Source organism: Nonomuraea turcica, assembly GCF_030718205.1.
In the GTDB taxonomy this organism is placed as follows: domain Bacteria; phylum Actinomycetota; class Actinomycetes; order Streptosporangiales; family Streptosporangiaceae; genus Nonomuraea.
Window position 1 is genome coordinate 148285 of record NZ_JAUZQF010000025.1, and the last position, 24401, is coordinate 172685.

Here is a 24401-nt window from a genome sequence, read left to right on the forward strand (position 1 = left end):
GGGGAATGGCATATCAACCTTCGCCGCCGACCCCGTACCGCTCGGCGAAGGTGATCAGGCCGGCCACGGCGTCGCGGCTGCGGGTCCAGGGCCGGACGATGAGGCGTTCGACGCCCAACGCCGCCCAGGCGGGCACCTCATCGGGCGAGGCCAGCGCATAGGCGTGCGCGGTCACGGGGACCCCATCGCCGAGCCGGTCGAGCTGAGGCTTGATCGACTCGAGGGTGTGCGGCATGCTGATCCACCCGTCGCAGAGCCGCGCCGCCCGGCGCAGCGCGGCCGGCGACTCGCCGCCTGCGAGCACGGGCAGCCGCCGCTGCACCGGCTTCGGCTCGAAGGCGACCTCGGGGAAGGAGTAGAACCTTCCGGAGTGGGCGACCACGGGCTCGGTCCAGAGGCGCCTGACCACCTCGATCGCCTCGTCCAGCCGCGCCCCCCGCGTGCCGAAGGGAATCCCGGCCGCCTCCCACTCCCCTCGGTACCAGCCGGCCCCGACCCCGCAGACGGCCCGCCCGCCCGAGACCACGTCCAGGGTCGCGAAGGCGCGCGCGGACACGAACGGGTGGCGCAGGGCGAGCAGTTGCACCGCCGTGCCGAGTCTGACGCGCGAGGTGAACGCGGCCAGCCAGCACAGGTACGCGGGCGCGTCGAACAGCGGCGTCGCGGGCTTGATCGCCGGCGCGGACATGCCCGGGTAGGCGGCCAGCGACAGATCCGTGGCGAAGACGAGATGCTCGGGCAGCCACACCGACTCGAACCCCAGCTCGTCTGCGGCCACCGCGACGTCCTTCCACGCGGCGGGATGCAGCAGCCCGAGCGGCACCCCGAACTTCACCGAAGCCTCCCCGCACCGCCGCCGCGCCTCACAGGCACCTCAGCCCACCGCCGGCCCCGCCTCACGGGTACCTCCGCACATTGCCGTCCAGTACGGCGGCGCGTATGCGCTCGCGGTGAGCGGCCGTGGTGCCGTACGCGGCCGACAGCGACCAGGCCCGGGCGATCCAGAACCGGAGATCCAGCTCCTCGGTGTACCCGATGGCCCCGTGGACCTGCAGCGCCACCCGGGCGGCGAACGTGGCGGCCTCCCCCGCGGCGGCCTTGGCGGCGCTCACGTCCCGCTCGGCGGTGGCGACGGCCCCATCCACCGCCAGCGCGGCCCGGTACACCAGCGGCGCCGCGAACTCCACGGCCACGGCCACATCAGCGAGCTGGTGCTTGACCGCCTGGAACGACCCGATCGCGGCCCCGAACTGCCTCCGCACCCGGGCATAGGCCACCGAGACGGCCAGCAGCTCCCTGGCGACGCCGATGAGCTGCGCGGCGGTCGCCACCGTGGCCCGCCGCAGCGCCGGCCCGGCCGATCCGCCCAGCCGTTCGGAGTCCTCGAAGGCCACCTCGAACAGCGGCCGGCACGGATCGACGCCGGGCCGGGGAGTGAGGCGGGCCGACTCCTTGGTGACCAGCCGCAGGCCGTCGGTCCCGGCCACGACGATCAGGTCGGCGAGATCGGCGTCCGGCGCGTACACCTGCCCGGGCAGCAGCACGCTCACGCACACGGCCCCTGAGGCCAGCTTCGGGGCCCCCGCCACCAGGGACGGGGCCGCGACGGCGGTCTCCACGACAGGTCCGGGAAGGCACGCGCGCCCGGTCTCCTCCAGTGCGGGCACCAGGTCGGCCAGGCCGAGCCCCAGCCCGTCGCTCTCCGGTGGCAGGAGCAGCCCGAAGAACCCCAGCGCGGCCAGCTGCTTCCACCCCGGCCGCCGCTCCGACCGCAACGCGGCCGGCGGGCAGTGCGCCCGGAGCACGTCACGCACGGTGGCGGCGAGCGCGAGCTGTTCGTCGGTGAAGCCGAAGTTCATGGTCATCGCGGCAACCCCAGAACCCGCTCGGCGATGATGTTGCGCTGGATCTCGTTCGTGCCCGCGTAAATGGGCCCGGCGAGCGAGAACAGGAACCCGTCCAGCCACGGCGTCTCCCCCGCCCGCTCCCCCAGCAGCTCCATGGCCAGCGCGTGCATCCGCAGGTCCAGCTCGGACCAGAAGACCTTGCCCATGCTGGCGGCCTCGCCGACCTCCGCCCCCGCCATGATCGTGCGTGCGGTCCCGAAGGTGTGCAGCCGGTACGCCTCCGCCTCCACCCAGCACCGGACGGCCCGATCGGCGAGCGCCGGGTCGCCGGCGTCCCGGGCCAGCGTGACGAGCCGGTCGGCGGTGGCCAGGAAGCGGCCGGGGCTGCGCAGCGTGAGTCCGCGTTCGGAGGAGGTCGTGGCCATCGCGATGCGCCACCCCTCCCCGACCTCGCCCAGCACCATCGACTCGTCGGCGAACACCCCGTCGAAGTGCAGCTCGGCAAAGCCGGGCAGGCCGTCGAGCTGCGCGATCGGCCGGACCGCGACGTCGTCCAGCGGGAACATGAAGTACGTCAGCCCCTTGTGCCGCGTCCCCGATGTGCGGAAGAGGCCGAACCCGTGGCTGGCGTACGCGGCCCGGGAGCTCCACGTCTTGTGCCCGTACAGCCGCCAGCCGCCGGGCACGGGCTCGGCCCGGGACGTCAGCGCGGCGAGGTCGCTGCCCGCCTCCGGCTCGGACCAGGCCTGCGCCCACACGTCGTCGCCCCTGGCCATCCGCGGCAGCCAGCGCGCACGCTGCTCCGGCGTGCCGAACCGCATCAGGCACGGCGCCAGCAGGAAGATCCCGTTCTGGGTGACGCGGGCGGGGGCGCCGGCGGCCCAGTACTCCTCCTCGAAGATCAGCCATTCGATCAGGGAGGCGCCGCGCCCGCCGTACTCTTCGGGCCAGGAGACGACGGACAGCCGCGCGGCGGCCAGCCGCGCCTCCCATGCGCGGTGCGCCGCGAAGCCCTCGGGGGTGTCCATGGACGGGAGCGGTCCTGGCGCGTGCGTGCTCAGCCAGTCGCGAACCTCGGCGCGGAATTCCCGTTCGGCCGGGGAGAAGTCGAGATCCACGACTACCAACCTAGCGCACGCTTGATTCGCTCGCCAGGCCGCCGTTCACCGAACTACTCTGATGGTTGTGCAGGGACTACTGCTGCGGCTGTCCACGCTGGACGCCGACGCGGAGAGCGCGGTGCGGGTCATCGCGTACTTCGACTCGCTGCTGCGCGACCATGTGAGCGTGCCCGTGCTGCTGGCCGCCACGGCGCGGCTGGCGCAGTGCCCGGTCGGGCTGTTCGACGCGGCCACCGGCCGACGCACCCGCACGTCGCCCGGAGGCGCCGTGGACACGCCCGCGACGTCCCCCGCCGAGGTCAGAGAGCTGAGCTCCGGGCTCGGGTCGGTCTGGATGGAACGCGAGGGCGCGGCGCACGGGCTCGACGAGATCGTGCTCGAACGGTACGCGGCCGCCGCCGAGGTCACCTTGGAACGAGCCGCCGCCCTGGCGCAGGCGGGTCAGGATCCGGCGCTGGTCGAGCTGGTGTTGTCGGCCGAGACCGGCGAGGCGGAGCGGGCCAGGGCGCTGCGCCTGCTCGGTTTCAGCCCATCCGCTCCGCTGCAGGCCTTGGCGATCGCACTGCCCTCCGGCACCGGGCTGGCGGCCGGGCTGCGCACGATGGGCCACCAGGTGCGCGAGGCCAGGATCGGCGACACCGAGGCCGTCCTGGTGGCGACCAACCTGGCGGATTCCGCGCTGCCCGACGGGGCGCGGGTGGGCATCGGACCCGCGCTGCCCGGCACGCGGGCGGCCGAGTCGTGGGCCGGCGCGCGTACGGCGCTGCGTTTCACCGGCCCGCACGACCGGGTGATGCGCTGGTCGGAGCTGGGCGCGCTGGCGTTGTTCGCCGACCTGCCGGAGGCGGCGCCGGCCGGGCTGGCCGATGTCCGGGCGATGGAACGGCTCGGCGATGAGGCGACGGCCGCGTTGCGGGCGCTGTGCCTGGCCGGCTCGATCCGCGGCGCGGCCACCGCCATGCACCTGCACCACAGCTCGATGGCCGCCCGCATCGCCCGCGCCGAGGCGGCGCTGGGCTTCTCGCTCGCCGACGCGCCCGGACGCCTGCGCGCCCACCTGGCCCTCGCCCTGGTCCGGCTCCGCGCGAACTCCGCTACAGGCCGTACGCCCGCTTGAGCGCGGCCAGCCTGGCCGCCTTGGCCCGCTTGCTGAGCTCGGCGTCCGGCACCATGCCGTCGAACCCGTGGAAGGCGCCCGGGTAGAGGTGGAACTCGGTGGACACGCCGGCCTGCGACAACCGCAGCGCGTAGTCGAGGTCCTCGTCCCTGAACACCTCCAGCTCACCGACGTCGATGAACGCCGGCGGCAGCCCGGACAGGTCGGTGGCGCGGGCCGGGGCCGCGTACGGGGGCACGTCGTCGGTGCCGATCCGGTCGCCGAGCAGCGCGGTCCAGCCGAAGAGGTTCGCCGATCTGTCCCAGACGACAGCCTCGGCGAACTCGTGGCTGGACGGGGTGATGTTGCGGTCGTCCAGCATCGGGCACACCAGCAGCTGGAACGCCACGCCGGGCCCGCCCCGGTCGCGGGCCAGCAACACGGTAGCCGCGGCGAGCCCGCCGCCCGCGCTGGCGCCGCCGACGGCGATCCTCGCCGGGTCGATGCCCAGCTCGCCCGCTGCCTTGGCGGTCCACACCAGGCCCGCGTAGCAGTCCTCGACCGGGGCGGGATGGGGATGCTCCGGCGCCAGGCGGTAGTCCACCGAGACCACGACGACGCCGAGCTGCTCGACGTAGCCGATCATCATCGCGTCGTCGATCTCCGGCACCCCGATGATCATTCCACCGCCGTGGATCCAGTAGAGTCCCGGCCGGTCGGCCGTATCCCGGCCCTCGCCCGCCGGGCGGTAGATCCGGACCCGGACGTCGGGCGCGCCGTCGGGTCCCGGCACGTGCCGGTCCTCGATCACCACGTCGGCGTCGACCGGCGGGGCGGCGGCCAGGAACGCGTTAATCTGCGCCCGGAACCCGTCGAGCTCCTCGTACGTCATGCTCGGCATGTCGAGCGCCGGCAGCGGCGTCTGCTCGATCGCGGCCCGGATTTCCGGATCCAGGTTGGGGTGGTATGCCATGCGCTGCACCTTTCCACGGGGTCACGGAGCGCTACTCCTCGATAGTCGGAGCCCGTACCCGTGGTTCACAACCGCCATCCGGCGGTGTTTGTTCTCCTCACGCCCGCCGTTCGGCGAGGAGCTCGAGGACCCGCTCGGCGAGCGGGGCGGCGCTGGCGGGGTTCTGGCCGGTGACGAGGCGGTCGTCCACGACGACCTGGGCCTGCCAGTTCGGTCCCGGCTCGTGCCGGGCGCCCCGGTCCACCAGCTCATCCGCCAGCAGGAACGGCACCACGTGCGCCACGCCACGCAGCTCTTCCTCCTCGTTGGTGAAGGCCGCCACCCGCTTGCCCGCCACCAGGTAGGAGCCGTCCGACAGCGTGAGGTTCACCAGCGCGGCGGGACCGTGGCAGACGGCGGCCACCACGCCGCCCTGCTCGTACACCGCCCTCCCGAGGCGGATGACGCCGGGATCTCCGGGGAAGTCCCACATGGTGCCGTGGCCGCCGGCGTAGAGAACGGCGTCGTAACGTGAGGGGTCCACGTCCGCCAGGCGTGCGGTGTCACGTGCTTCCGGCGAGGCGAGAAAGGCCACCTGGGCGGCGTCTTCGGGGTCGAACCCGTCCTGCGGCGGCTCGCCGCCGCGCACGCTGGCGACGTCCACCGCGTATCCGGCCTTACGGAAGATCTCCCAGGGGTGCGCCGCCTCGGGCACGTAGTATCCGGTCTTCTCCACGCCGCCGAGGTCGTCGTGGCTGGTCAATACGATCAGGATGCGCTTGCTCATGCCTGACAGCATCGCTCCCCACGGCCATCAGCCACAAATAACCGGCCATGCGTCGAGCCATCAGAATAGTGATATGTCGCATCTCTCGCTCGACCTGCTCCGCACCTTTCTCGCGGTGCACAGGACCGGCTCCATCACGGCCGCGGCGCAGACGCTCGGCCTGTCGCAGCCGGCGGTGACCGCGCAGGTCAGGGCCCTGGAGTCGGCGCTGGACCGGCCGCTGTTCGACCGGCTGCCGCGCGGCGTCGCGCCCACGCCGGCGGCCGACGAGCTGGCCCGCAGGGTGGCGGCCGCACTCGACGCGCTGGACGAGGTGGTGGGGTCCGAGCTGCCCTCGGGCGAGGCCGTCCATCTGGGCGGCCCCGCCGAGCTCCTGTGCGAGGTGGTCATGCCGATGCTCGCCCCTCTGGTACGGGACGGCCTCCGCCTCCGCACGACCCTCGGCCTGTCCGACGACCTCCTCGCCGACCTGGCCGCCGGGCGCCTGGACCTGGTGGTGTCCACGATCCGCCCCCGGATGCGCGGGGTCCACGCGGATCCCCTCTACGACGAGGAGTTCGTCCTGGTCGCCGCCCCATCCCTGGGGGAGGCGTTGCGGGCGACCGGGAACGAGGTCGGCTCTCGGGCGCTGGCCGGGGTGCCGCTGGTGGCGTATGCGGAGGATCTGCCCATCGTGCGGCGTTACTGGCGGACCGTGTTCGGCAGGCGGCCCACGATGGCCGCCCGGATTGTCATCCCCGACCTGCGCGGCGTGCTCAGCGCGGTCAAGGCAGGCATGGGCGTCTCGGTCCTGCCCGCCTACCTGTGCCGCGGCGACCTGGACGTGGGCACCCTGGTCACGCTCGCCGACCCGGAGGAACCGCCGATCAACACCGGCTACCTCGCCGTCCGCTCAGGCGCCCAGTCCAGGCCCGCCGTGGCCAGGACGCAAGCCCACCTGCTCAAAGCCTTCCGGGCGAACCCGCTCTCCTAAACGCGCGCCGAGCTGCACAGCGGTTGCCCGGCCCTGGCATCAGCGTTTCATGATGGCGAACACGCCCCAGCCGAGCAGGGGCCGCTGGAACCTCGTATAGCGCAGAGGCTCGCGCGACAACTCGGCCCGCATCTCGGGCGCGAGCTCATCGTTGGGGTTGGCGTCCAGCCAGGTCCGGATGTTCAGCCACTGGGCGGCGACGTACCGGTCCCAGCTGTCCTCATCGGCCAGGACCATCTCGACGACGTCGTAGCCCAAGCCGTCGAACAGAGTCACGAGGCCGGGCAACGTCTCGTGGTCCTCCCTCGTCCGCGCGTGGCACGCCTCGATGGCTTCCTGACTGGGCGGCTCCGCGCGCCAGAACGGCTCGCCGATGAGGATCATGCCGCCTGGCCGCAGGCTGCGTTCCAGTTGCGCGACGGTCCCGGCGACGCCCTGGCCGATCCAGGTCGCCCCGACGCATGCCGCGACGTCGACGGGCTCGGCCGCCACGTGAGTGGAGGCGTCGCCGTGCACGAACGTCACCTGGCCGGCGACGCCGAGTTCGGCCGCCCGCTTGCGCGCGGCGGCGAGGAAGACCGTGCTGATGTCCACGCCGGTGCCGGTGATGGCGTGATCGCGGGCCCAGGTGGCCAGCATCTCGCCTTTACCGCAGCACAGATCGAGCACGGAAGCACCCGGGCGCAAGCCGATCGCAGCGCCCAAGGTGGCGAGCTTTTCCGGCGTGTACGGGTCGAGAATCCGGTGGCTGCTCTCCCGGATGGTGAAACTACGTGGCAGATCCAAGGGAATGAGTCCTCACGTGCGATGGTCGAATAACCGAGCTGGGGAGATTACGCACGCGATTGACCCACATATAAAGCAACTCCTCCGTCACGAGATCGTGATCCGCGACCCTAGCTCGCGCTCGAGCGCGTAGTAAACGGATTTATGACACTGAGCGACGTACATCACACCACCGCGGGCGATGTCACACTCCCCGAGATGAGGGCTCTCTCAGAGGAACAACCAGGTGCCGACGAGTCACGCCGCCACCAGACGATTTCCCTGGAGCTCCCATGTCCACCGCCTACGTCGCCACCGCCCTGATGACGATCGCCGCCAACACCTTTTCCGGCTTCGCCGCCATGACCCGCCTCAAGCCGATCATGCGGACCCTCGGTCCCGCGCTCGACCGGGCCGGAGTGCCGGAATCGTGGCTGGTCTTCCCCATCGGCGCGCTGAAGGCCGCGGGCGCCCTCGGGCTGGCGCTCGGTCTTCTCGGCGTGCCCTTGATCGGTACGGCTGCCGCGGCCGGCCTCATTCTCTACTTCGTCTGCGCGCTCTACACCCACCTGCGCGTCTACGACTTCTCACCGCAGTTCTTCCTGGCGATCGTGTTCCTCGGACTGGCCGTGGGCACCCTGGCCCTGGATCCCACCCTGGTGCTGAACGTCGCCGGGTGACGGCGCCCTGTGCCGTCGCCGTGGGAGCGCCGTCCGCCCCCGACTGCGGCATGTCAGGCAGAGAAGGCGCCGGCCTGCTCGGCAGCCCATTGCGCGAAGGTGAGCGCGGGGCGGCCGAGGATGTTCTCGGTCGCCTGGGAGACCAGACCTGCCTGCAGGTAGGAGCTGGCCTGCAGCTTGAGGTAGCCGTCGAGGAGGTGCACCGGGAGGCCTCCCCTCGCCATGGCCTCACGGGCGACCTCGTGCGGGACCTCTTCGAAACGCAGCGGTCGGCCGACGGCCTTGCCGATGGCGTTGACCATGTCGCCTTGGGTCATGATCTCTGGGCCGGTGAGCACGGGTTTCTGCCCGGCCAGATCGTCATGCAGGAGGGCGTGTGCGGCCACGGCCGCGATGTCGCGCTCGTGCAGAGGAGCCCATGCGGCAGCGCCGTACGCACTGCGCACCACGTCGCCGTGACGGATCTGTGCAGCCCAGGACGAGACGGTGTTGGTCGCGAAGTAGCCGGGCCGGACCGCTGTCCACTGAAGGCCGGACTCCTCGGTCGCGGCTTCCACCTCCTTGTTGTATTCGCCGCGCAGTCGAGACGGCTGCTGGTCGAAGGGGTGGTCGACGTTCAGAGCGGACATGACGACGGCCTTGGTCGCCCCGGAGTTCTGGGCGAGCCTGAGCAATTCGCCGGTGGATTCACGGACGAGGCTCGGGTCGTGGCCCTGCCCCATGGCGCGCGGGTGGACGAACACGGCGTGAACGCCCTTCATGGCATCGGCGATGGTTTCCGGGTGGGAGGGGTCGCCTACTGCTCGTTCCACTCCCGCGGGGAGTGTGGCATCTGGCTTGCGCGTGACCGCGCGGATCGGCACGCCGCCGGCGAGGAGCAGCTCGACCAGGTGACGACCGACGAGACCGGTTGCTCCAGTAACGAGAATCATGATCTTCCCTTCATGACGCCTGTCCAGGTAATATGAGTTTCGTAACGTATGGACAGCGTACCATGTGCTTTGTGATGGATAAAATATGAGTCTCATAACAGATGGCGGCGGGCGTCAGCGGCGTCGGCTGGCCAGTGCGGTGAAGGAGGAGCTGCGCGACCTGAACATTCAGTTGTCGCTGCTCAACCGGCGATTCGGGACGTCGGTGGATCTCAAGGACGTCGACTGGGACTGCTTGGACTTGATCAACAGGTCCGGCCCGCTCACCCCCAGCGCGCTGGCGGCCCGTGCCGGCCTGCATCCCGCTACGCTCACCGGAATCCTCGACCGCCTGCAACGCGCCGGCTGGATCACGCGCGAGCGGGACCCGGAAGCTGCCGACCGCCGGGCCGTGACCGTCCGGGCCAACCGTGACCGCAACGCGGAGCTCTTCCGGCTCTTCGCGCCGATGAACGAGCGTATGGACGTCCTGTGCGCTGACTACAGCGAGGCTGAGCTCGAGCTGCTCGCGGATTTCCTCCGGCGGGTCACCGACGCGGGGCGCGAGGCCACGAGGGAGCTCGCCGGGGACTAGGACTGCGTCGATCCGCGTTGTCCACGGCCGGGACGCCGGGCCTTCCCGGGCCCGGCGGGTCGAACGGGAAGCGCCCTACGCCGGTCGGCGAGCACCCGCGGGAAGCCCGGCCGACTCCGGGCGACGTGCAGGGCCTGCCAGGCCGGGCAGGGGCGACGCCGCCGGACTGAAGGCCGTACCGTCAGCAGCGTACGCCTACCCGGGCATCGCGTATCCCGCCTAGATCAAGACGCCGTACTTAACTGGACAGGAGAACAATGCGCGCTGTGATGAACACCGACGACGGCATCCGCACTGTCGAGGTCGAGGAGCCTGGTGGAGCAGGGGTCCGGCTCTCGGTGGCCGCTGTGGGAATCTGCGGCACCGATGTCATGTTCGTTGGCGCCGGCGTGACCGGATTCATCTATGGGCACGAGTTCGCCGGAGTCGACGACACCGGCAACCGCTATTTCGTCGAACCGACCATCCGTGGTGGGGAATGCGCGGAATGCCGCGCCGGTAACCCACAGCGGTGCACTGAAGCCGGCCACGGAACCCTCGGGATTTACCGCGACGGCGGCCTGGCCGAAGCGGTCGTGGTGCCGGAATACACGTTGTTGGCTCTGCCCTCGCAGCTGGACGTGAAGGACGCCTGCTTGATCGAACCTGGCGCCGTCGCCTGGCACGCGGTGCGCCGCGCGCAGGCGCAACCAGGAGAGCGCGTTCTCGTGGTCGGTGGGGGGTCGATCGGGCTGCTGGCAGCCGCAGCGGCCCAGCACCAAGGATTAGACGTCGATGTGGACACCCGGCACAGCCATCAGCTGACCGCGGCCGAGCGACTGGGATTCGGCCGGCCCAGCGGAACCTACGACGTGGTGATCGATGCGGCCGGCAGTGAGTCGAGCCTGGATCGATCCGCGGACGCCGCACGACCGGGAGGCCGGATCATCTCCTTGGGCGTGTACCGGACCACGATGCCGATCCCGGCGACCAAGAGCCTGGTCAAGGAGCTGACCTACATCACCAGCATCGCCTACGGCAGGCACGAAGGGGTCCGCGAAGTCGAGGAGGTCGCCTCCCTGTTGGCCAAGAAACCCGAAATCGCGCAGACGGTCATCACGCACCGGTTCCCGCTCGAAGAGGCACGGGAAGCGTTTCGCGTCGCGGCCGACCGCGGAGCCGGTGTGATCAAAGTGGTCATCGAGCCCTGATCAGGCGCCATGCCGCAGGCCGTCAGCGCGCTGACGGCCTGCGGCTCGAGGGCGGGCCGGCGGACAGTCACCTGCCGGTGGTGAGGACCATGCGGTAGCGGGCGTCGCCGGACAGAATGCGCTTGTAGGCCGCCTCGACCTCGTCCAGGGGGCGGGTCTCGGTCATGGGGCGGACGCCGGTCAGCGCGGCGAAGTGCAGGGTTTCCTCGACATCGCATGCGGTGCCGGACGGGTGGCCGTGCACGGTCCTGCTGGTCGCGATGAGCTGGAACGGGCTGACCTGGATGGGTTCCGGCGTGGCGCCCAGCACGATGAGCTCGCCGTTGTGACGCAGGCCGTCGATGGTGGCGCTCATGGCCTCGGAGCTGGCCGCGGTGGCGAGCACGACCTTCGCGCCGCCCAGGGCCTGCAGCCGGTCGGCCACGTCACCGGCGTTGCCGTCGATGTAGTGGTGGGCGCCGAAGCTCTTGGCCGCCTCGGCCTTGTCCTCGCCCCGCGCAATGGACACGGTCTCGAATCCGAGCTTGGCGGCGAACTGCACGCCCAGGTGGCCGAGGCCGCCCAGGCCGAGCACGGCGACGAGGTCACCCGGCTTGGCCGGGCTGCGCCGCAACGCGTTGAACGTGGTCACCCCGGCGCAGCCCATGGGCGCGGCCTCGACGGCGGTGATCTCATCGGGGATGCGGGCCAGTGCGGACGCGGGAACGACCACGGCCTCGGCGTAGCCGCCCGGGTAGGCCCAGCCGGGAACCTGCATGCGCGTGCAGTGGATGAAGTCGCCTTCGCGGCAGGCCAGGCAGGCTCCGCAGTTGCCGCCGAACCAGCCGACGGCCACCCGGTCGCCGGTACCCCAGCCTTCGACACCGTCACCGACCGCGTCGATGCGTCCGGCGATCTCGTGCCCGGTCACCAGCGGGAACGGCACATGGGGGAAGGCGGCGTTGACGAACGCCGAGTCCGAACGGCAGACGCCACAGGCCTCGACCGTCAGGCGGACGTGGCCCGGGTGTGGCTCGGGCAGCTCGCGCTCGACCACGCTGAACGGACCGCCGGCCTCGGTGACCTGGGCGGCGCGGAAGGTCAGCGGCTTGGCAGAGGTTTCCGTGGACATCATGAACTCCTTCGAAGGAGGTGGATGGTGAAGGGAACCGGCCGCGCCGGACCCATTTCCAGTAAACGTGTCCTGTACCCTCCACAACCGCTCTGAGCAGGCCCTGAACGGGCAGGTACGGTGAAGGCAGGTACTGACAGGGCCACCCTCCTGCGGGCGCGTCGCCCGCAGCCGGATCACACTGGTGCTATGGACCGTAGGAGCGAACTGGCCGGCTTTCTGCGCTCCCGGCGCGCCCGGATCACCCCCGACCGGGCAGGACTGCCGGAGGACGCCCGCGCCCGGCGAGTGCCCGGACTTCGCCGCGACGAGGTCGCCCGCCTCGCCGGCGTGAGCACCGAGTACTACACCCGTCTCGAACAGGGCCGCGCCGGCACCCCGTCCCCGGAGGTCGTCGAGGCCCTCGCCCGCACCCTCCAACTCGATCCCGCCGAGCGGGAGCACCTCGTCGACCTGCTGGCACGGCCCACACCGGCGCGCCGTGCCCCGTCCGCTCCGCAACGGGTCCGCCCGGGGCTGCATCTCACGCTTCAGACCCTGGAGCACGTCCCCGCCTTCATCGTCGGCCGACGCACCGACATGCTGGCCACCAACCGCCTGGCGCGCGAGGTCCTGACCGACTTCGACGCCCTCCCCGCCCCGCAGCGCAACCTCGCCCGCTACTACCTCCTGGACCCCGACGCCCGCGACCGCGTCGGAGACTGGGCGCAGATCGCCGCCGAGACCGTCGCCATGCTCCGCCTCGAAGCCGGCCGCTACCCGAACGACCGGCGGCTCGCCGATCTCGTCGGCGAGCTCACCCTGCGTTGTCCCGAATTCAGCACCTGGTGGAACGACCACCGCGTCCTGCGCCGCACCCACGGCACCAAGTGCTACCACCACCCCGAAGTCGGGGAACTCCACTTCTCCTACGAGAGTTTCCAGCCCCCCGGCGACCCTGACCAAGTGCTGTGCATCTACAACGTCGAACCCGGCTCCCCCACCGCCGACGCGCTACGGCTGCTGAGCAGCTGGGCCGCCCCGGGCGCCCCTCCCCCTCCGCGGAGGCACGGTGACCGCCATGCTGATCGGTGAGTCGGCCTCGATACGCTCCGCGTGACGCAACAGCAGATCGCGCTTCCCGCCCAAGTGGTCCCGGCCAGCAACGTGGCTTGATCTGTGCTGGTTCCGGCACTTGCGCGCCTCTGAGCGGCACACGACGCGATCGTGGTGCACCCCGCTCCATGCATGGCGTCCGGCGTGGGGTGCTTCGACGCTCACCGACTTCTCAGGCATGAATGCACTGTGCACGATCAACGGAATGCGGCCAGCGCGACCGGCTGCCACTTCCGCCATGTGGCAAGCCGTTCCTCGTACTCGGCCGCAACCTCTTCGAACGACTTGCCGAAGAAGATCCGCGCCGGCGGGTCGTCGGTGTCGGCCAACTCCAGGATCGGCCCGCGCGTCGCCTTCGGGTCGCCGAGATCCCACGCGATTTCGGCGGCCGCGCGAACCTCGGCGTAGTCCGGGTGCTCGGCACTGATGCGGAGGCTGCCGCCCCCGAAGTCGGTCGAGTACGGGCCAGGCTCCAGGCAGATCACGTCGATGCCGAAGTGCGCGACCTCCTTGCGCAGCGACTCCGACAGCCCCTCCACCGCCCACTTCGACGCGTGGTAGGCGCCGATGCCGGGGAACGCCCGGACGCCGCCCTCGCTGGTGACCTGAATGATCCGGCCGTGCCCCTGCGCGCGCAGCACGGGCACGACCGCCTGCGTCACCCACAGCGTGCCGAAGAAGTTGGTCTCCATCATGGCGCGGATCTCGGACTCGGTCAGCTCCTCGACCATGCCGAACTGACCGTAGCCCGCGTTGTTGACCACCACGTCCAGTGCGCCGAAGTGCTCGGCCGCCTGCCGCACGGCGGCGAACACGGCTGCGCGGTCGGCGATGTCGAGCCGCAGGGGCAGCACGGCGTCGCCGTACTTCTCGGCGAGGGGACGCAGGTGGTCGAGGTCGCGTGCGGTGGCGGCGACCCGGTCGCCCCGCTCGAGCGCGGCCTCCGCCCACTCGCGGCCGAACCCCTTCGACGTGCCGGTGATGAACCACGTCTTGGACATCGTCTTCGCCTCTCGTCGATCGATACCTTTAATAGCAACAGTAGCATGGACTGCATTAATTGTACGCGTGGTATCCTTGCCGCATGGAGGGCAGGCGAGATCGGAAGAAGCGGCAGACCCGCGAACGGATCCAGACTTCGGCGCTGGAGCTGTTCACGTCGCACGGCTACCGCAACACGACCATCGCGGCGATCGCCGAACACGCCGACGTCGCGACGCGGACCGTCACGCTGCACTTCCCCACGAAGGAAGACCTGCTGTTCGCCGACGACCCGTTCGCCCCGGAGTCATTGGCCGCCCGCCTCGACACCCGGCCCGGCACCGCCCTCGACGCCTTCGGCGATTGGATGCGCGCCACGATGCGCGCGCTCGACGAACGCGACGCCGACCAGGGCCGCAAGCCCGGCGAGACCTGGTCCCTTCGCACCAAGCGCGCCACCCTGATAGCCGAGGACGAGGACCTCCGCGGCCGCGCCCGCGCGAGCTACTACGAGCTGGAACGCCTGATCGCCGCCGCCATCGGCAAGGACCTGGGCCTGCCGCCCAACGCACTCGCCCCGCGCCTGACCGCATACACCGTGGTGGGCGGCCTGCGCGAGCTGTACATGACCCACGAGGCCCGCCACCGCGAGTCCACTACCGAAGAACTGCTTCCCCTGGTCGACCGCGTGCTCGACTTCGCCCGCGCGGGCCTGGCGAAGCTCACGGCCGAACCCCCGCGCGTTCGGCACGAAGTGGCGCACGCAGGCCCCGAAGGTGCATCACATGGTCTCCAGGGCGGCCATCATGAGCAGCACGGAGAACGAGCACCCGCCGAGAAGAAGGACCCCCGAGGCGGCGAGCGCGATCCTGGCCGAGAACAGGCGCCGCAAGATCAGATAGGCCACCACGGTACCTAAGAAGGCGAACACAGGGAGATAGGGGACAAACAGGCAGGTAGCGCCCACAAGGAGGGCGCAGGCCAGAGGAACCACCGCCCTGCTTCCACCCCGTAGATCACGACGCGTGGCCACAAAGGCGACACCCCCGGCGAGTACGGCGCACACCGCGATCATCACGATGACGAAATAGTCCACGAACAGCCTCCGACTCGGCGGACTTCACCACAAGGCATTTGGTCACCACGTCTGATCCCGCCCGGAGCCAAAAGGTTCGATCTTGCGGACGTCGTCGGCTCGTTCCTGAGCGTCGCCCACGAGCACGCGGGTGTCGTCGCGGACGCCACCAGCCTGGATGACGGCCTTACCCGTCGGTGGCCAGGCGGTCGAGCCACTCGTCGAGGAGATGCCGCTCCGCCTCGCTGAGCGTTGTCTGCTGGGGCAGGACGGCGCGGAGTGCCCGGGCGGCGCCGGCGGGGCCCGGGTCCTGCACGGCCGGCTTCTCTGTGGTGACGGCGGTGACCATGGACTCGCGCATGGCGGTCAGCAAGGCCGGGTCGCGCCGGTCCTCGGGGAGTGACAGCCAGGTGAGCACGGCACCGCGCGCCGTGGCGTGGATGAGCGCGGCGGCGAGCGGTTCGTCGACGCGTAGCCTGCCCGCGGCGGCGAGGCGGCGGATGCGCCCGAGGAGGATCTCCATGCCGGTCCTGAACGCGGCCGAGTCCGTGCCGCGCCGGGGCTCGCCGTACATCATCGCGTAGAGCGCGGGGTTGGCGAGCCCGAATTCGACGGCGAGGTCCCAGCCCGCCCGCAGATCCTCCACCGGGTCGTCCGGGACGGGGACGGCGCGCTTGGCCTCGAGGAACTGGGCGTAGCCGTGCTCGGCCACCGCGCCCAGCAGCCCGTCCATGTCGTCGAAGTGACGGTAGATCGCCGGGGGCTGCACCCCGGCCGCGGCTGCGACCGCGCGGGTGGTGACCGCGTCGCGCCCCTCGCGCGCCAGGAGGTCGGCCGCGGCCTCGATCACCCGCTGGCGGGTCAGCTCTCGCCCGCCGGCCGCCCCCTCCGGCATGGAGCCGGAGGTGGTGTCCACCCTTGTTCTAGGCATGGATGCAATGATACGACCGAGACCGGATCGATGTGAGTATCGCTGATATCAGCTGCCAGGGCTCAGGGGCTTACCAGGGCAAGGGCCCCTCCGCGTCGAAGTAGCCTCCCGTGGGGCTCCACCGCGTTGATCCGCAGGTTCGGGAACGCCTTCGCGTACTGCACGGTGATCATGTTGACCGCGGTCTTCGACGCCGGGTACGCGACGCCGGGGTAGGCGTGGGTCGGGGTGCCGACGGCGGAGGCGTCGTCGGTGACATCGAGCTGTACGGTCCGCGCGCCCAGCCGTTCGGCGGCCAGACGGCCGCGCTCGGTGTCCCGGCTGCCGGTGTAGACCGTGTGGCCCGCGGCAACGAGGCGGCGGGCGGTTGGGACCGGCAGTACCAGGCAGGCCGTATCCGGCACACCGCCGGCGGCCATCTGCGTGTCAGGTGAGCGGTGCGATGCCCGCTCCGCCGTCCCCATCGGGGATCGACAACGTCAACGCCGGGTCACACGATCTCGGCATGTGTCAGGTCGCTGATCGCGGCGAGTCCTTCGTGTTGCAGTTCGACCAGACCACGGGTCTCACTGGGAGCGTCGACCCACCGGACGAAGGCCGTTTTGAACACCAGAACGACCAGTTCACCGGCCAGGCAAGCGGTCTCCTCGGCGACGCCGCGTGCGACGAGCGCGGCGGTCACGGCGTGGGAGAGCTTGGCCAGCTTGAGCAGCTCGCGCTCGCGCAACTGCTCGTTCGCCGTGATGATCTCGTTCCGCACGCGGGCGAAGTCGCGGCCCCGCACGTCCTGCAGGGCCCCGCCCCCGGCATCGAGTGCCGCGACGAGCAGGCCGCCCACGGACGCGTCCGGCGGCGCGTCGGCGATCGCATCCACGAAGACCGCCTCGAGCTGCTCCTCGCCGGCGAACAGCACCTCGCGCTTGTCCGCGAAATGCCGGAAGAACGTCCGCTCGGTCACCCCGGCCCGCTCGGCGATCCCGGCCACGGTCGTCGCCTCGAAGCCGTCCTCGGCGAACAGCTCCATCGCCGCCCGCTGCAGGCGATCTGACGCCCCAGGTGCCCAACGTGCCATGTCCGGATCGTAACCGGAAAGAGAGTGATGACATAGCCTGACATCAGCAGTAGGCTAAGTGATGTCAGCGCCTGACATCACTTAGTGGAAGCGAGCACACCATGCACGTCTTCGTCACCGGAGCGTCCGGATTCATCGGCCGCGCCGTCGTCGCCGAGCTCATCGCCGCCGGTCACGAGGTGACCGGCCTGGCCCGTTCCGAGGCATCGGCATCCGTCGTCAAGGAACTCGGGGCGGACGTCCACCGCGGCGACCTCGACGACCTCGAGCAGATCCGCCAAGGCGCGAACGCGGCCGACGGCGTCGTCCACCTCGCTAACAAGCACGACTGGGCCGACATCGAGGTCTCCAACCGCGCCGAACGGGCTGCCGTCCAGACCATCAGCGACACGCTCGCCGGGTCCGATCGGCCGTTCGTGCTCGCGTCCGGCCTCGCCATGGCGACCGGCCTCGGACGGCCGTTGACAGAGCAGGATCCCAATCCCGCCGTCGGCCCGGACTCACCGCGCGGCGGCGCCGAGAACCTCGCGCTGACCTACGCCGACCGTGGCGTACGCGTCATCCCCGTCCGCTTCGCCCCGACCGTCCACGGCGAAGGCGACCACGGCTTCATCTCCATCGTCGCCCAAGCCGCGCGGCAACGCGGAGCCTCCCTCTACCCCGGCGAGGGAGGCAATCGCTGGCCCGCCGTCCACCGGTCCGACGCCGCACGCCTGGTCCGGCTCGGGCTCGAGAACGCCCCCGCAGGCACGATCCTGCACGCCGCCGCCGAAGAGGGCGTGCCCATCCGGCGGATCGCCGAAGCACTCGCCGGCCGTCTCGGCGTGCCGGCGACGTCCGCCCCGGCAGAGCAGATCGCCGACGAGATCCCGTTCGTCGGCTGGTTCCTGGGCGCCGACATCGTCGCTACGAGCAAGATCACGCAGGACCTGCTCGGCTGGCGACCCACCGGCCCCACTCTTGTGGAGGACATCGCCGCGGGCCACTACGACCAACCCTGAACCGCCATCGTTTCGGCAACACATCTCAGCGGGATCCACCATGAGCAAGTACGACGGTAAGAGCGCCGTGATCACCGGAGGCAGCAATGGGTTCGGCCTGACCACCGCGGCTTCTGGCCGACGCAGGCGCGCGTCCTGATCACCGGCCGCGACCGGACCAGGCTGGACGCCGCCCGCGAGCAGCTCGGTGACAACGCGATCGCCGTTCGAGGCGACCAGCGAGGAGCTGTACGACCAACTGCTGACCACCAGCGCCAAGCTCCCACACTTCACGGTGCAAAAGCTCGCACCGCTGCTGGCCGACGGCGGGGCCTCGCAGCTCTGACACCGGCGGGCGCCCTCGACGTGACCGAAGTATTGGTGGGTCCAGCCGCAGATCAGGTCGACCGTTGCGCGCAGGGCTTGGCCCGGCTCGGTCAGGGTGTACTCGACCCGCGGCGGCACGGTGGGGTGCACCTTTCGCTCGGCCAGGCCGTTGCGCTCCAGCATGCGCAGGTTCTGGGTGAGCATCTTGTGGCTGATGCCCTCGACCTCGTTCCGCAACTCGCTGAAGCGCAGGGTGCGCTCACCGAGAGCCTCGATGATCAGCAAGGCCCACTTGTTGGCGACATCCGAGAAGATCTCCCGCGCCAAGGAGTCCGCGCGCCTCAGGTCCGCTTCGTCGGCTGATCCCCTGAACTGCTTGGTCACCATCAGGTTCCCCAGTCACTAAAAAGTGCGTTCTTCCACGTCAGCGAACACTCTCCTATGGTTTCTGAGTAACTACAAGAGAGCACGGGTGTCGTGGTTCAGCAGGACGCGGGCCCGCAGCTACCCGGACAAGGAGGTACGCGGCATGGCCATCACCTTGGTGAACCCCAGCGGATTGCCGGAAATCGAGGTCTACCGCCAGGTGTCGATCGCATCGGGATCGCGGCTGGTCTTCATCGCCGGGCAGGTCGCCTGGGACACCAAGGGGGTCACGGTCGGCGAAGGCGACCTCGCCGCGCAGGTCGAGCAGTGCTATCTCAACATCGGCACCGCCCTGGACGAGGTCGGCGGTTCCTTCGACGATGTGGCGAAACTGACCGTCCACGTCGTCGACTGGACCCCCGGCAAGATGCCCTCGCTCCTGGAGGGGATCTCCCGGGCGGCCGCCAAGCTGGGGATCACTCCGGTCCCCCCGGCCACGCTGCTCGGTGTTGCGGCACTGGACGTCCCCGACCACCTGGTCGAGATCGAAGCCATCGCGATCCTCGACTGAACAGAGCGCCCACCCATCCAGACGGAAGACTGATCAGGAAATCTCATGGCTGTTTCGCTCATCAACCCTGACGGGCATGTCCGAGTCCCGATCTACCACCACGTCGCGGTGGCGACGGGGAGCAGACAGGTCCACATCGCGGGACAAGTCGCCTGGGACGAGAACGGCGACCTCGTGGCACCGGGCGACCTCGCCGGACAGGTTGCCCAGGTCTACCGCAACGTCGCCAAAGCACTCGACGCGGCAGGAGCGACGTTCCACGACGTCGTCCGCTTCACCTGGTACGCCGCGGGCTGGAAGAGAGAAATGTACGACGCCTTCAACGCGGGCATTGAACAGGCGGCACGCGAGTTCGATATCGCTACGCCGCCGCTCGCGCTGATCGGGGTCGACATCCTCTTTGAGCCCGGCATCCTCATTGAGGCCGAGGTCACCGCAATCATCGATTGAGGCCTGGCGTCGGCGGGTGCGTCAGCCCGCGGCTTTGGCGTAGCGGCGGGCCAGGTGCGCGAAGGCGTCCTTGAGCTCGGCCGGCCCGACGACCTCGATGTCGGCGTCGAACCTGCCGATGCCGGCGGCCAGAGCAGGCCATGACCAGGAGCCCAGGAGGAGCCGGCAGCGGTTCGGCCCGAGTTCCTCGACGACTCCGTCGCGGGTGTGGTGGGACACGACGGCGGCGGGGAGGTCGAGGATCACCTCGCCGCGGCAGGGCCAGTCTCCAGAGTCGTGGGAGCCGCGGAACCTGCCGGCCACGAAGGCGGCCACGTCGCCGCCGGGCAGTTCGCGCGGGGTGAAGCGGGGCCCGTTGGGGGTGCGCGGGGTGATCCGGTCGGCACGGAAGGTGCGCCAGTCCTCGCGGTCGAGGTCCCAGGCGACGAGGTACCAGCGCCCTCCCCAGGTGACGAGGTGGTGGGGCTGCACCCGGCGGGGCGGGGTCCGCACGCCGTGGTCGTCCGCCTCTGGCGGGGAGGCGGGGGTGTAGTCGAAGCGCAGCACTTCGCGGGCGTGGACGGCGGCGCTGACGGCCACGAGCACGTTGCTGTCGACCGGTGGATCGGGCCGGGTCGCGGGCGGCTCGACGGCGGTGACCTGGAGGGTGTCGATGCGGCGGCGCAGCCGCGCGGGCATGACCTGCCGGACGGTGGACAGCGCGCGTGCCGCGGCTTCCTCGATCCCGGCGCCGGTGGTGGTGGCTATCTGGAGCGCGACGGCCAGGGCGACGGCCTGCTCGTCGTCGAACAGCAACGGGGGCAGCTCCGTGCCGGCGTCGAGCCGGTATCCGCCGTCGGGCCCTTTGAAGGCCACGATGGGGTAGCCGAGCTCGCGCAGGCGGTCGACATCGCGGCGTACGGTGCGCGGGCTGACCTCCAACCGCTCCGCCAGCAGTGCCCCGGGCCAGTCCCGTCGCGCCTGGAGTAGCGAGAGCAACGCCAGCAGTCGCGCTGATGTCTTCGGCATGACTCCATAGTGCCTGGAGAAGAGGACACATCCTGGCCGCTTCAGCTGCGATCGTCCTCCCGTACCCGAGAACAACCACCGGAAGGACCTTGAAGGCGATGACCACCACCACCGGCACTGCGACGTCCCCGACCCTCGACACCGAGCGGGCCGACCTGCTCGACCAGCTCGGGGCCGCGCGGTCCGCCCTGCTCACCACCGTGCGCGGGCTCGGCGACGAGCAGGCCGGCGAGCGCCCGACGGTGAGCGCGCTGTGCTTGGGCGGCCTGATCAAGCACGTCGCGTCCATGGAGGAGGACTGGCTGAGGTTCGTGGTCGAGGGCCCCTCGGCCATGCGCTACGACCTGCCGGAGGGGGTGACCTGGGAGGACTTCGCGGCGGGCACCGCCCGTGAGTATCCGCAGTGGGCGATCGATCACCAGAACGGCTTCCAGATGCTGCCCGGCGAGACGCTGGCCGGCATCCTCGAGCACTACGAGCGGGTCGCCGCCCGGACCGCGGAGATCATCGCGGCCGTCCCCGACCTGTCGGCCACCCATCCGCTGCCGGAGGCGCCGTGGAACGAGCCGGGGGTGGTGCGCAGCGTACGACGCGTGCTGACGCATCTCATCGCTGAGACCGCCCAGCACGCCGGGCACGCCGACATCCTGCGGGAGACGCTCGACGGGCAGAAGTCGAGTTGACGGGCCTGCTGGCGGGCGGCCGACGAGCGCGCGGCAGCGTGACCCGATGACCGTCCTCGGCGCCAAGGCGCTCAACCGCGCGACACTCGCCCGGCAACTACTGCTCGACCGCGCCGCCACCCCGGTTCTCGACGCCGTCGCCCACCTGTGCGGCCTGCAAGCGCAGGAGCCGCAGGAACCGTTCACCGGACTGTGGTCCCGGCTGCGCGCGTTCGACCCGGCGGTGCTGGACGACCTGCTGACCGGGCGGCGCGTGGTGCGGACCCACCTCATGCGCCGCACCGTCCACCTCCTCACCGCCGACGACGCCCTGGCCTGGCGGTCCCGCCACGACACCATGTTGCGCCAGCGGGTGCTGAGCACCTACCGCCGCGAGCTCGCCGAGATAGATCTCGACGAGCTCGCCGCAGCGGCCCGCGCCGTGCTGGCCGACGGCGAGCCCCGCTCGATGACCGAGATCGCCCGGGCGCTCGCCGGCCGCTGGCCGGCGCCGGGCCTGCGGGCACTGGGCGAGCTGGTGGTCGCCGCCCTCGTCCCGATGGTGCAGCTACCGCCACGCGGGATGTGGCGCGTGCGGTCCGGGGTGCGCAACACCCCGCTCTCCCTGTGGCTGAGCCGTGACATCGACCCGCCCGACCCGCAGGGGACCGACCCGGTCGGCGAGGCGATGGTGCGCCGCTACCTGGCCGCATTCGGGCCCGCGGCCTCCGCCGACCTGCGTGCCTGGTGCGGCCTCGCCGGACTGCCCGTCGCGGTGGCCGCCGTCCGCGGAGAACTGGTCACCTTCCGCGACGAGCGCGGCCGCGAGCTGCTCGACCTACCGGACGCGCCGCGCCCCGACCCCGGCACACCCGCCCCGGTGCGGTTCCTGCCGGCATTCGACAACGCGATCCTCGGCTACCACGACCGCAACCGGATCATCGACGACGCCCACCGCGGCCTGTCCGTCGCAGGCGCGCGGGTCGTGCTGGTGGACGGCCGGGTCGCCGCGACCTGGACCGTCGAGGCGGACATCGTGGTCGTCACCCCGCTGCGCGACTTCACCCGAGCCGAGCGCACCGCCGTCACCGAGGAGGGCCAGTGCCTGGCGTCGTTCCTGTCCGGCAACGACAGCGACCGCTTACAGATCGCCGTGCCTTTCCGCTGAGCAAGGCCGCCAACCCGGCTAGTGCGTGTGCGAGCTGTTCGTGGTGACCGGCGGACCGGCGATCGCGGCGAGCCGCAGCTTGGTCTCGTCCTCGCTGCCGGGCACGGCAGTCATGATCACAATCTTGAGGTCGGAGTCACCGTCGGTCAGCACGTCACAGTCCACTGTGACGGGCCCCACCGAGGGATGCTCGATCGTTTTGTGGTCCTCGCGGTGCGCGGCCACCGTACCGCTCGCCCACAGCTCGGCGAAGCGTTGGTTGCCCGCGCTCAGCCCGCGGACCAGCTCGGCCAGGCGTGCGTCGTGGGGGAAGCGGCCGGTGGCGCGGCGCAGGTCGGACACCACCGCGGCGTCGGTGGCGTCCCTGTCCACCTCGGTCACAGGCCACCCTGCGAGGCGAGCATGACCTGTATCGACCGGGAACCTGTCGCGGGCGAAATTGCGCAGCTGCGGGGCCGAGGAGGAGGGATCGCCCAGCAGCGCAGCCCAGCTGTGGTTCCACCAGATCAGCCGCCAATCCGCCGCGAACACGGCGACCGCGACGTCCCCGAGCCGGGAGAGCACACGGTGAACACCGGGTGGGATGTGATCGGAGACCGCGCCGTCCGCCGGCGGGATGAGGTGGGCCAGCCGGTAAAGATGATCCCGCTCGGCGGCCGACAGTTGCAGGGCGCGTGCCAAAGACGCCACCACCTGCGCCGAGGGGGTCGTGGCCCGCCCCTGCTCCAGGCGCACGATGTAGTCGACCGACACGCCGGCGAGTTCGGCGAGCTCCTCGCGGCGCAGCCCGGCCGCGCGGCGTGCCCGGCCCACCGGCAGCGCCGCGGCCGACGGGGGCAGCCGATCCCGCCACGTACGAATCATCGCACGCAGCCCGGCCCCGGGTGTCGTCGTCATGACGTCCATCCTCCCGCATCTTCGCTCATCAGAGGCGAGGTGATGGTGGTACTGCTGCTCCTATGGCCAAGGCGTCATGGTTCGGGTGTCACGGGTGGACGAACAATGACCGCGTGACGGCGAGGGCGGGCGGCGGGTGCTCTTCGGTCAGGAACTGGACAGCGAATGGTCTGGGAACTGGTCAGGCGAAGAACCGACAATCGGCAGGCTGGTCCTGCGACGGCGGACACCGCGCCGCCGGCGGCGCCGTCTCCGTGCCACTGAGGAAAGGCTGATCGATTCGTGACTGAACGGGTGCGCGTGGCTGTGCTGGCGGGTGGGCCGTCCGCCGAGCATGAGGTGTCGCTGCAGTCGGCGCAGGCCGTGCTCGATGCTCTGCCGAGGGATCTGTATGAGCCCGTCGCCGTCATCATCGACCGGCAGGGCAGGTGGCCGGTGGAGCTGCGACGCGATCTGGCGGACGTGGTCTTCCCCGTGCTGCACGGGCCGTTCGGCGAGGACGGCGTCGTCCAGGGACACCTGGAGACGCTGGGCATCCCGTACGTGGGCTGCGGCGTGCTGGCCTCGGCCGTGGCCATGAACAAGGTCGCGATGCGGCGCGCGTTCCTGGCGGAGGACATCCCGGTCACCCCGCATGTGTGGTTCAGCGAGCATGAATGGCGCACCACCACCGACCCCTGGGCTCTGGTGAAGTCGCTCGACTGGCCGATGTACGTCAAACCGGCCAACATGGGCTCCTCCATCGGCATCTCACGGGTCACCTCCATGGAGGAACTACGCGCGGGCGTGG

General features: G+C 70.7%; 27 protein-coding genes and 2 pseudogenes. 14 read left to right on the forward strand and 15 right to left on the reverse strand.

The genetic code is table 11. The features are described from left to right. Positions 1-13 precede the first annotated feature (13 nt). The 3 genes from Q9G87_RS46795 to Q9G87_RS46805 all read right to left on the reverse strand — a co-directional run bounded on the left by Q9G87_RS46795 (position 14) and on the right by Q9G87_RS46805 (position 2965). The gene (locus Q9G87_RS46795) at positions 14-835 is read right to left on the reverse strand and encodes a TIGR03619 family F420-dependent LLM class oxidoreductase (RefSeq protein WP_305923124.1); all 822 of its coding nucleotides are present in this window, start codon (positions 833-835) and stop codon (positions 14-16) included. A gap of 61 nt (positions 836-896) precedes the next feature. After that, a complete protein-coding gene (locus Q9G87_RS46800; RefSeq protein WP_305923125.1) occupies positions 897-1865 on the reverse strand; it encodes an acyl-CoA dehydrogenase family protein in 969 nt (322 codons plus the stop codon). Next, complete coding sequence (locus tag Q9G87_RS46805) at positions 1862-2965, reverse strand: acyl-CoA dehydrogenase family protein (protein ID WP_305923126.1); 1104 nt, start codon at positions 2963-2965, stop codon at positions 1862-1864. The genes Q9G87_RS46800 and Q9G87_RS46805 overlap by 4 nt, the downstream gene beginning before the upstream one ends. Positions 2966-3032: 67 nt before the next feature. On the opposite strand from Q9G87_RS46805, the gene Q9G87_RS46810 reads away from it, so the two are divergent. Next, the gene (locus Q9G87_RS46810; protein WP_305923127.1) at positions 3033-4085 is read left to right on the forward strand and encodes a helix-turn-helix domain-containing protein; all 1053 of its coding nucleotides are present in this window, start codon (positions 3033-3035) and stop codon (positions 4083-4085) included. Here the strand turns inward: Q9G87_RS46810 and Q9G87_RS46815 are convergent. Both Q9G87_RS46815 and Q9G87_RS46820 read right to left on the reverse strand, forming a co-directional pair. Further along, positions 4063-5037: an alpha/beta hydrolase gene (locus Q9G87_RS46815; protein WP_305923128.1), complete on the reverse strand. Its 975-nt coding sequence runs from the start codon at positions 5035-5037 to the stop codon at positions 4063-4065. The genes Q9G87_RS46810 and Q9G87_RS46815 overlap by 23 nt on opposite strands. 97 nt (positions 5038-5134) lie before the next feature. Further along, a complete protein-coding gene (locus Q9G87_RS46820) occupies positions 5135-5803 on the reverse strand; it encodes a type 1 glutamine amidotransferase domain-containing protein (RefSeq protein ID WP_305923129.1) in 669 nt (222 codons plus the stop codon). Between the two features lie 73 nt (positions 5804-5876). On the opposite strand from Q9G87_RS46820, the gene Q9G87_RS46825 reads away from it, so the two are divergent. After that, on the forward strand, positions 5877-6776 hold the full coding sequence (locus Q9G87_RS46825) for a LysR family transcriptional regulator (protein WP_305923130.1): 900 nt from the start codon (positions 5877-5879) through the stop codon (positions 6774-6776). A 39-nt stretch (positions 6777-6815) separates the two neighbouring features. Here Q9G87_RS46825 and Q9G87_RS46830 read toward each other — a convergent pair whose 3' ends face one another. Further along, on the reverse strand, positions 6816-7562 hold the full coding sequence (locus Q9G87_RS46830) for an SAM-dependent methyltransferase (protein ID WP_305923131.1): 747 nt from the start codon (positions 7560-7562) through the stop codon (positions 6816-6818). Between the two features lie 272 nt (positions 7563-7834). Between Q9G87_RS46830 and Q9G87_RS46835 the strand changes: the two genes are divergently transcribed. Then, a complete protein-coding gene (locus Q9G87_RS46835) occupies positions 7835-8221 on the forward strand; it encodes a DoxX family protein (protein WP_305923132.1) in 387 nt (128 codons plus the stop codon). Positions 8222-8274: 53 nt separating this feature from the next. On the opposite strand, the gene Q9G87_RS46840 is transcribed toward Q9G87_RS46835, so the two are convergent. Continuing rightward, positions 8275-9153: an SDR family oxidoreductase gene (locus tag Q9G87_RS46840; protein ID WP_305923133.1), complete on the reverse strand. Its 879-nt coding sequence runs from the start codon at positions 9151-9153 to the stop codon at positions 8275-8277. 85 nt (positions 9154-9238) lie between these two features. Here Q9G87_RS46840 and Q9G87_RS46845 point away from each other — a divergent pair, with 85 nt between their 5' ends. Both Q9G87_RS46845 and Q9G87_RS46850 read left to right on the forward strand, forming a co-directional pair. Next, positions 9239-9727 carry a MarR family winged helix-turn-helix transcriptional regulator gene (locus Q9G87_RS46845; RefSeq protein ID WP_305923134.1) on the forward strand — a complete coding sequence of 163 codons (489 nt, stop codon included), beginning with the start codon at positions 9239-9241 and terminating at the stop codon, positions 9725-9727. A 269-nt stretch (positions 9728-9996) separates the two neighbouring features. After that, a complete protein-coding gene (locus Q9G87_RS46850; protein WP_305923135.1) occupies positions 9997-10917 on the forward strand; it encodes a zinc-dependent alcohol dehydrogenase in 921 nt (306 codons plus the stop codon). A 67-nt stretch (positions 10918-10984) separates the two neighbouring features. Here the strand turns inward: Q9G87_RS46850 and Q9G87_RS46855 are convergent, their stop codons facing one another. Continuing rightward, on the reverse strand, positions 10985-12031 hold the full coding sequence (locus Q9G87_RS46855) for an alcohol dehydrogenase (RefSeq protein ID WP_305923136.1): 1047 nt from the start codon (positions 12029-12031) through the stop codon (positions 10985-10987). Between the two features lie 186 nt (positions 12032-12217). Between Q9G87_RS46855 and Q9G87_RS46860 the strand changes: the two genes are divergently transcribed. Beyond that, positions 12218-13102, forward strand: coding sequence for a helix-turn-helix transcriptional regulator (locus Q9G87_RS46860; protein WP_305923137.1), 885 nt, complete (start codon positions 12218-12220; stop codon positions 13100-13102). A gap of 218 nt (positions 13103-13320) precedes the next feature. Here the strand turns inward: Q9G87_RS46860 and Q9G87_RS46865 are convergent, their stop codons facing one another. Then, positions 13321-14124 carry an SDR family NAD(P)-dependent oxidoreductase gene (locus Q9G87_RS46865; RefSeq protein WP_305923138.1) on the reverse strand — a complete coding sequence of 268 codons (804 nt, stop codon included), beginning with the start codon at positions 14122-14124 and terminating at the stop codon, positions 13321-13323. An 83-nt stretch (positions 14125-14207) separates the two neighbouring features. Between Q9G87_RS46865 and Q9G87_RS46870 the strand changes: the two genes are divergently transcribed. After that, positions 14208-15023, forward strand: coding sequence for a TetR/AcrR family transcriptional regulator (locus Q9G87_RS46870; RefSeq protein ID WP_305923139.1), 816 nt, complete (start codon positions 14208-14210; stop codon positions 15021-15023). A gap of 343 nt (positions 15024-15366) precedes the next feature. Here Q9G87_RS46870 and Q9G87_RS46875 read toward each other — a convergent pair whose 3' ends face one another. The 3 genes from Q9G87_RS46875 to Q9G87_RS46885 form a co-directional block, all read right to left on the reverse strand. Beyond that, positions 15367-16110, reverse strand: a complete 744-nt coding sequence (locus Q9G87_RS46875) for a TetR/AcrR family transcriptional regulator (RefSeq protein ID WP_305923140.1) — start codon at positions 16108-16110, stop codon at positions 15367-15369. A gap of 62 nt (positions 16111-16172) precedes the next feature. Continuing rightward, entirely contained in the window at positions 16173-16574 is a 402-nt protein-coding gene (locus tag Q9G87_RS46880; RefSeq protein ID WP_305923141.1) for a Rossmann-fold NAD(P)-binding domain-containing protein, read from the reverse strand. Positions 16575-16600: 26 nt separating this feature from the next. After that, entirely contained in the window at positions 16601-17182 is a 582-nt protein-coding gene (locus Q9G87_RS46885; protein WP_305923142.1) for a TetR/AcrR family transcriptional regulator, read from the reverse strand. Between the two features lie 101 nt (positions 17183-17283). On the opposite strand from Q9G87_RS46885, the gene Q9G87_RS46890 reads away from it, so the two are divergent. After that, positions 17284-18183 (forward strand): SDR family oxidoreductase, encoded by a 900-nt coding sequence (locus Q9G87_RS46890; RefSeq protein ID WP_305923143.1) that lies wholly within the window; start codon positions 17284-17286, stop codon positions 18181-18183. 187 nt (positions 18184-18370) lie between these two features. Next, on the forward strand, positions 18371-18508 hold the full coding sequence (locus Q9G87_RS46895) for a hypothetical protein (protein WP_305923144.1): 138 nt from the start codon (positions 18371-18373) through the stop codon (positions 18506-18508). Positions 18509-18591: 83 nt separating this feature from the next. On the opposite strand, the pseudogene Q9G87_RS46900 reads toward Q9G87_RS46895, so the two are convergent. Next, positions 18592-18876 (reverse strand): annotated as a pseudogene (locus tag Q9G87_RS46900) (winged helix-turn-helix transcriptional regulator); the annotation flags it as partial. Between the two features lie 142 nt (positions 18877-19018). Here Q9G87_RS46900 and Q9G87_RS46905 point away from each other — a divergent pair. Both Q9G87_RS46905 and Q9G87_RS46910 read left to right on the forward strand, forming a co-directional pair. Beyond that, positions 19019-19426 (forward strand): RidA family protein, encoded by a 408-nt coding sequence (locus tag Q9G87_RS46905; RefSeq protein WP_305923156.1) that lies wholly within the window; start codon positions 19019-19021, stop codon positions 19424-19426. Positions 19427-19471: 45 nt separating this feature from the next. After that, complete coding sequence (locus Q9G87_RS46910) at positions 19472-19876, forward strand: RidA family protein (RefSeq protein ID WP_305923145.1); 405 nt, start codon at positions 19472-19474, stop codon at positions 19874-19876. Between the two features lie 21 nt (positions 19877-19897). Here the strand turns inward: Q9G87_RS46910 and Q9G87_RS46915 are convergent, their stop codons facing one another. Continuing rightward, positions 19898-20884: a helix-turn-helix transcriptional regulator gene (locus Q9G87_RS46915; protein ID WP_305923146.1), complete on the reverse strand. Its 987-nt coding sequence runs from the start codon at positions 20882-20884 to the stop codon at positions 19898-19900. A gap of 98 nt (positions 20885-20982) precedes the next feature. Between Q9G87_RS46915 and Q9G87_RS46920 the strand changes: the two genes are divergently transcribed. Together Q9G87_RS46920 and Q9G87_RS46925 are read left to right on the forward strand one after the other, a co-directional pair. Then, entirely contained in the window at positions 20983-21567 is a 585-nt protein-coding gene (locus Q9G87_RS46920; RefSeq protein ID WP_305923147.1) for a DinB family protein, read from the forward strand. A 46-nt stretch (positions 21568-21613) separates the two neighbouring features. Then, entirely contained in the window at positions 21614-22714 is a 1101-nt protein-coding gene (locus tag Q9G87_RS46925; protein ID WP_305923148.1) for a winged helix DNA-binding domain-containing protein, read from the forward strand. Between the two features lie 18 nt (positions 22715-22732). Here Q9G87_RS46925 and Q9G87_RS46930 read toward each other — a convergent pair whose 3' ends face one another. Next, on the reverse strand, positions 22733-23611 hold the full coding sequence (locus Q9G87_RS46930; protein WP_305923149.1) for a helix-turn-helix transcriptional regulator: 879 nt from the start codon (positions 23609-23611) through the stop codon (positions 22733-22735). Positions 23612-23893: 282 nt separating this feature from the next. On the opposite strand from Q9G87_RS46930, the pseudogene Q9G87_RS46935 reads away from it, so the two are divergent. Beyond that, positions 23894-24401, forward strand: a pseudogene (locus Q9G87_RS46935) (D-alanine--D-alanine ligase family protein); the annotation flags it as partial.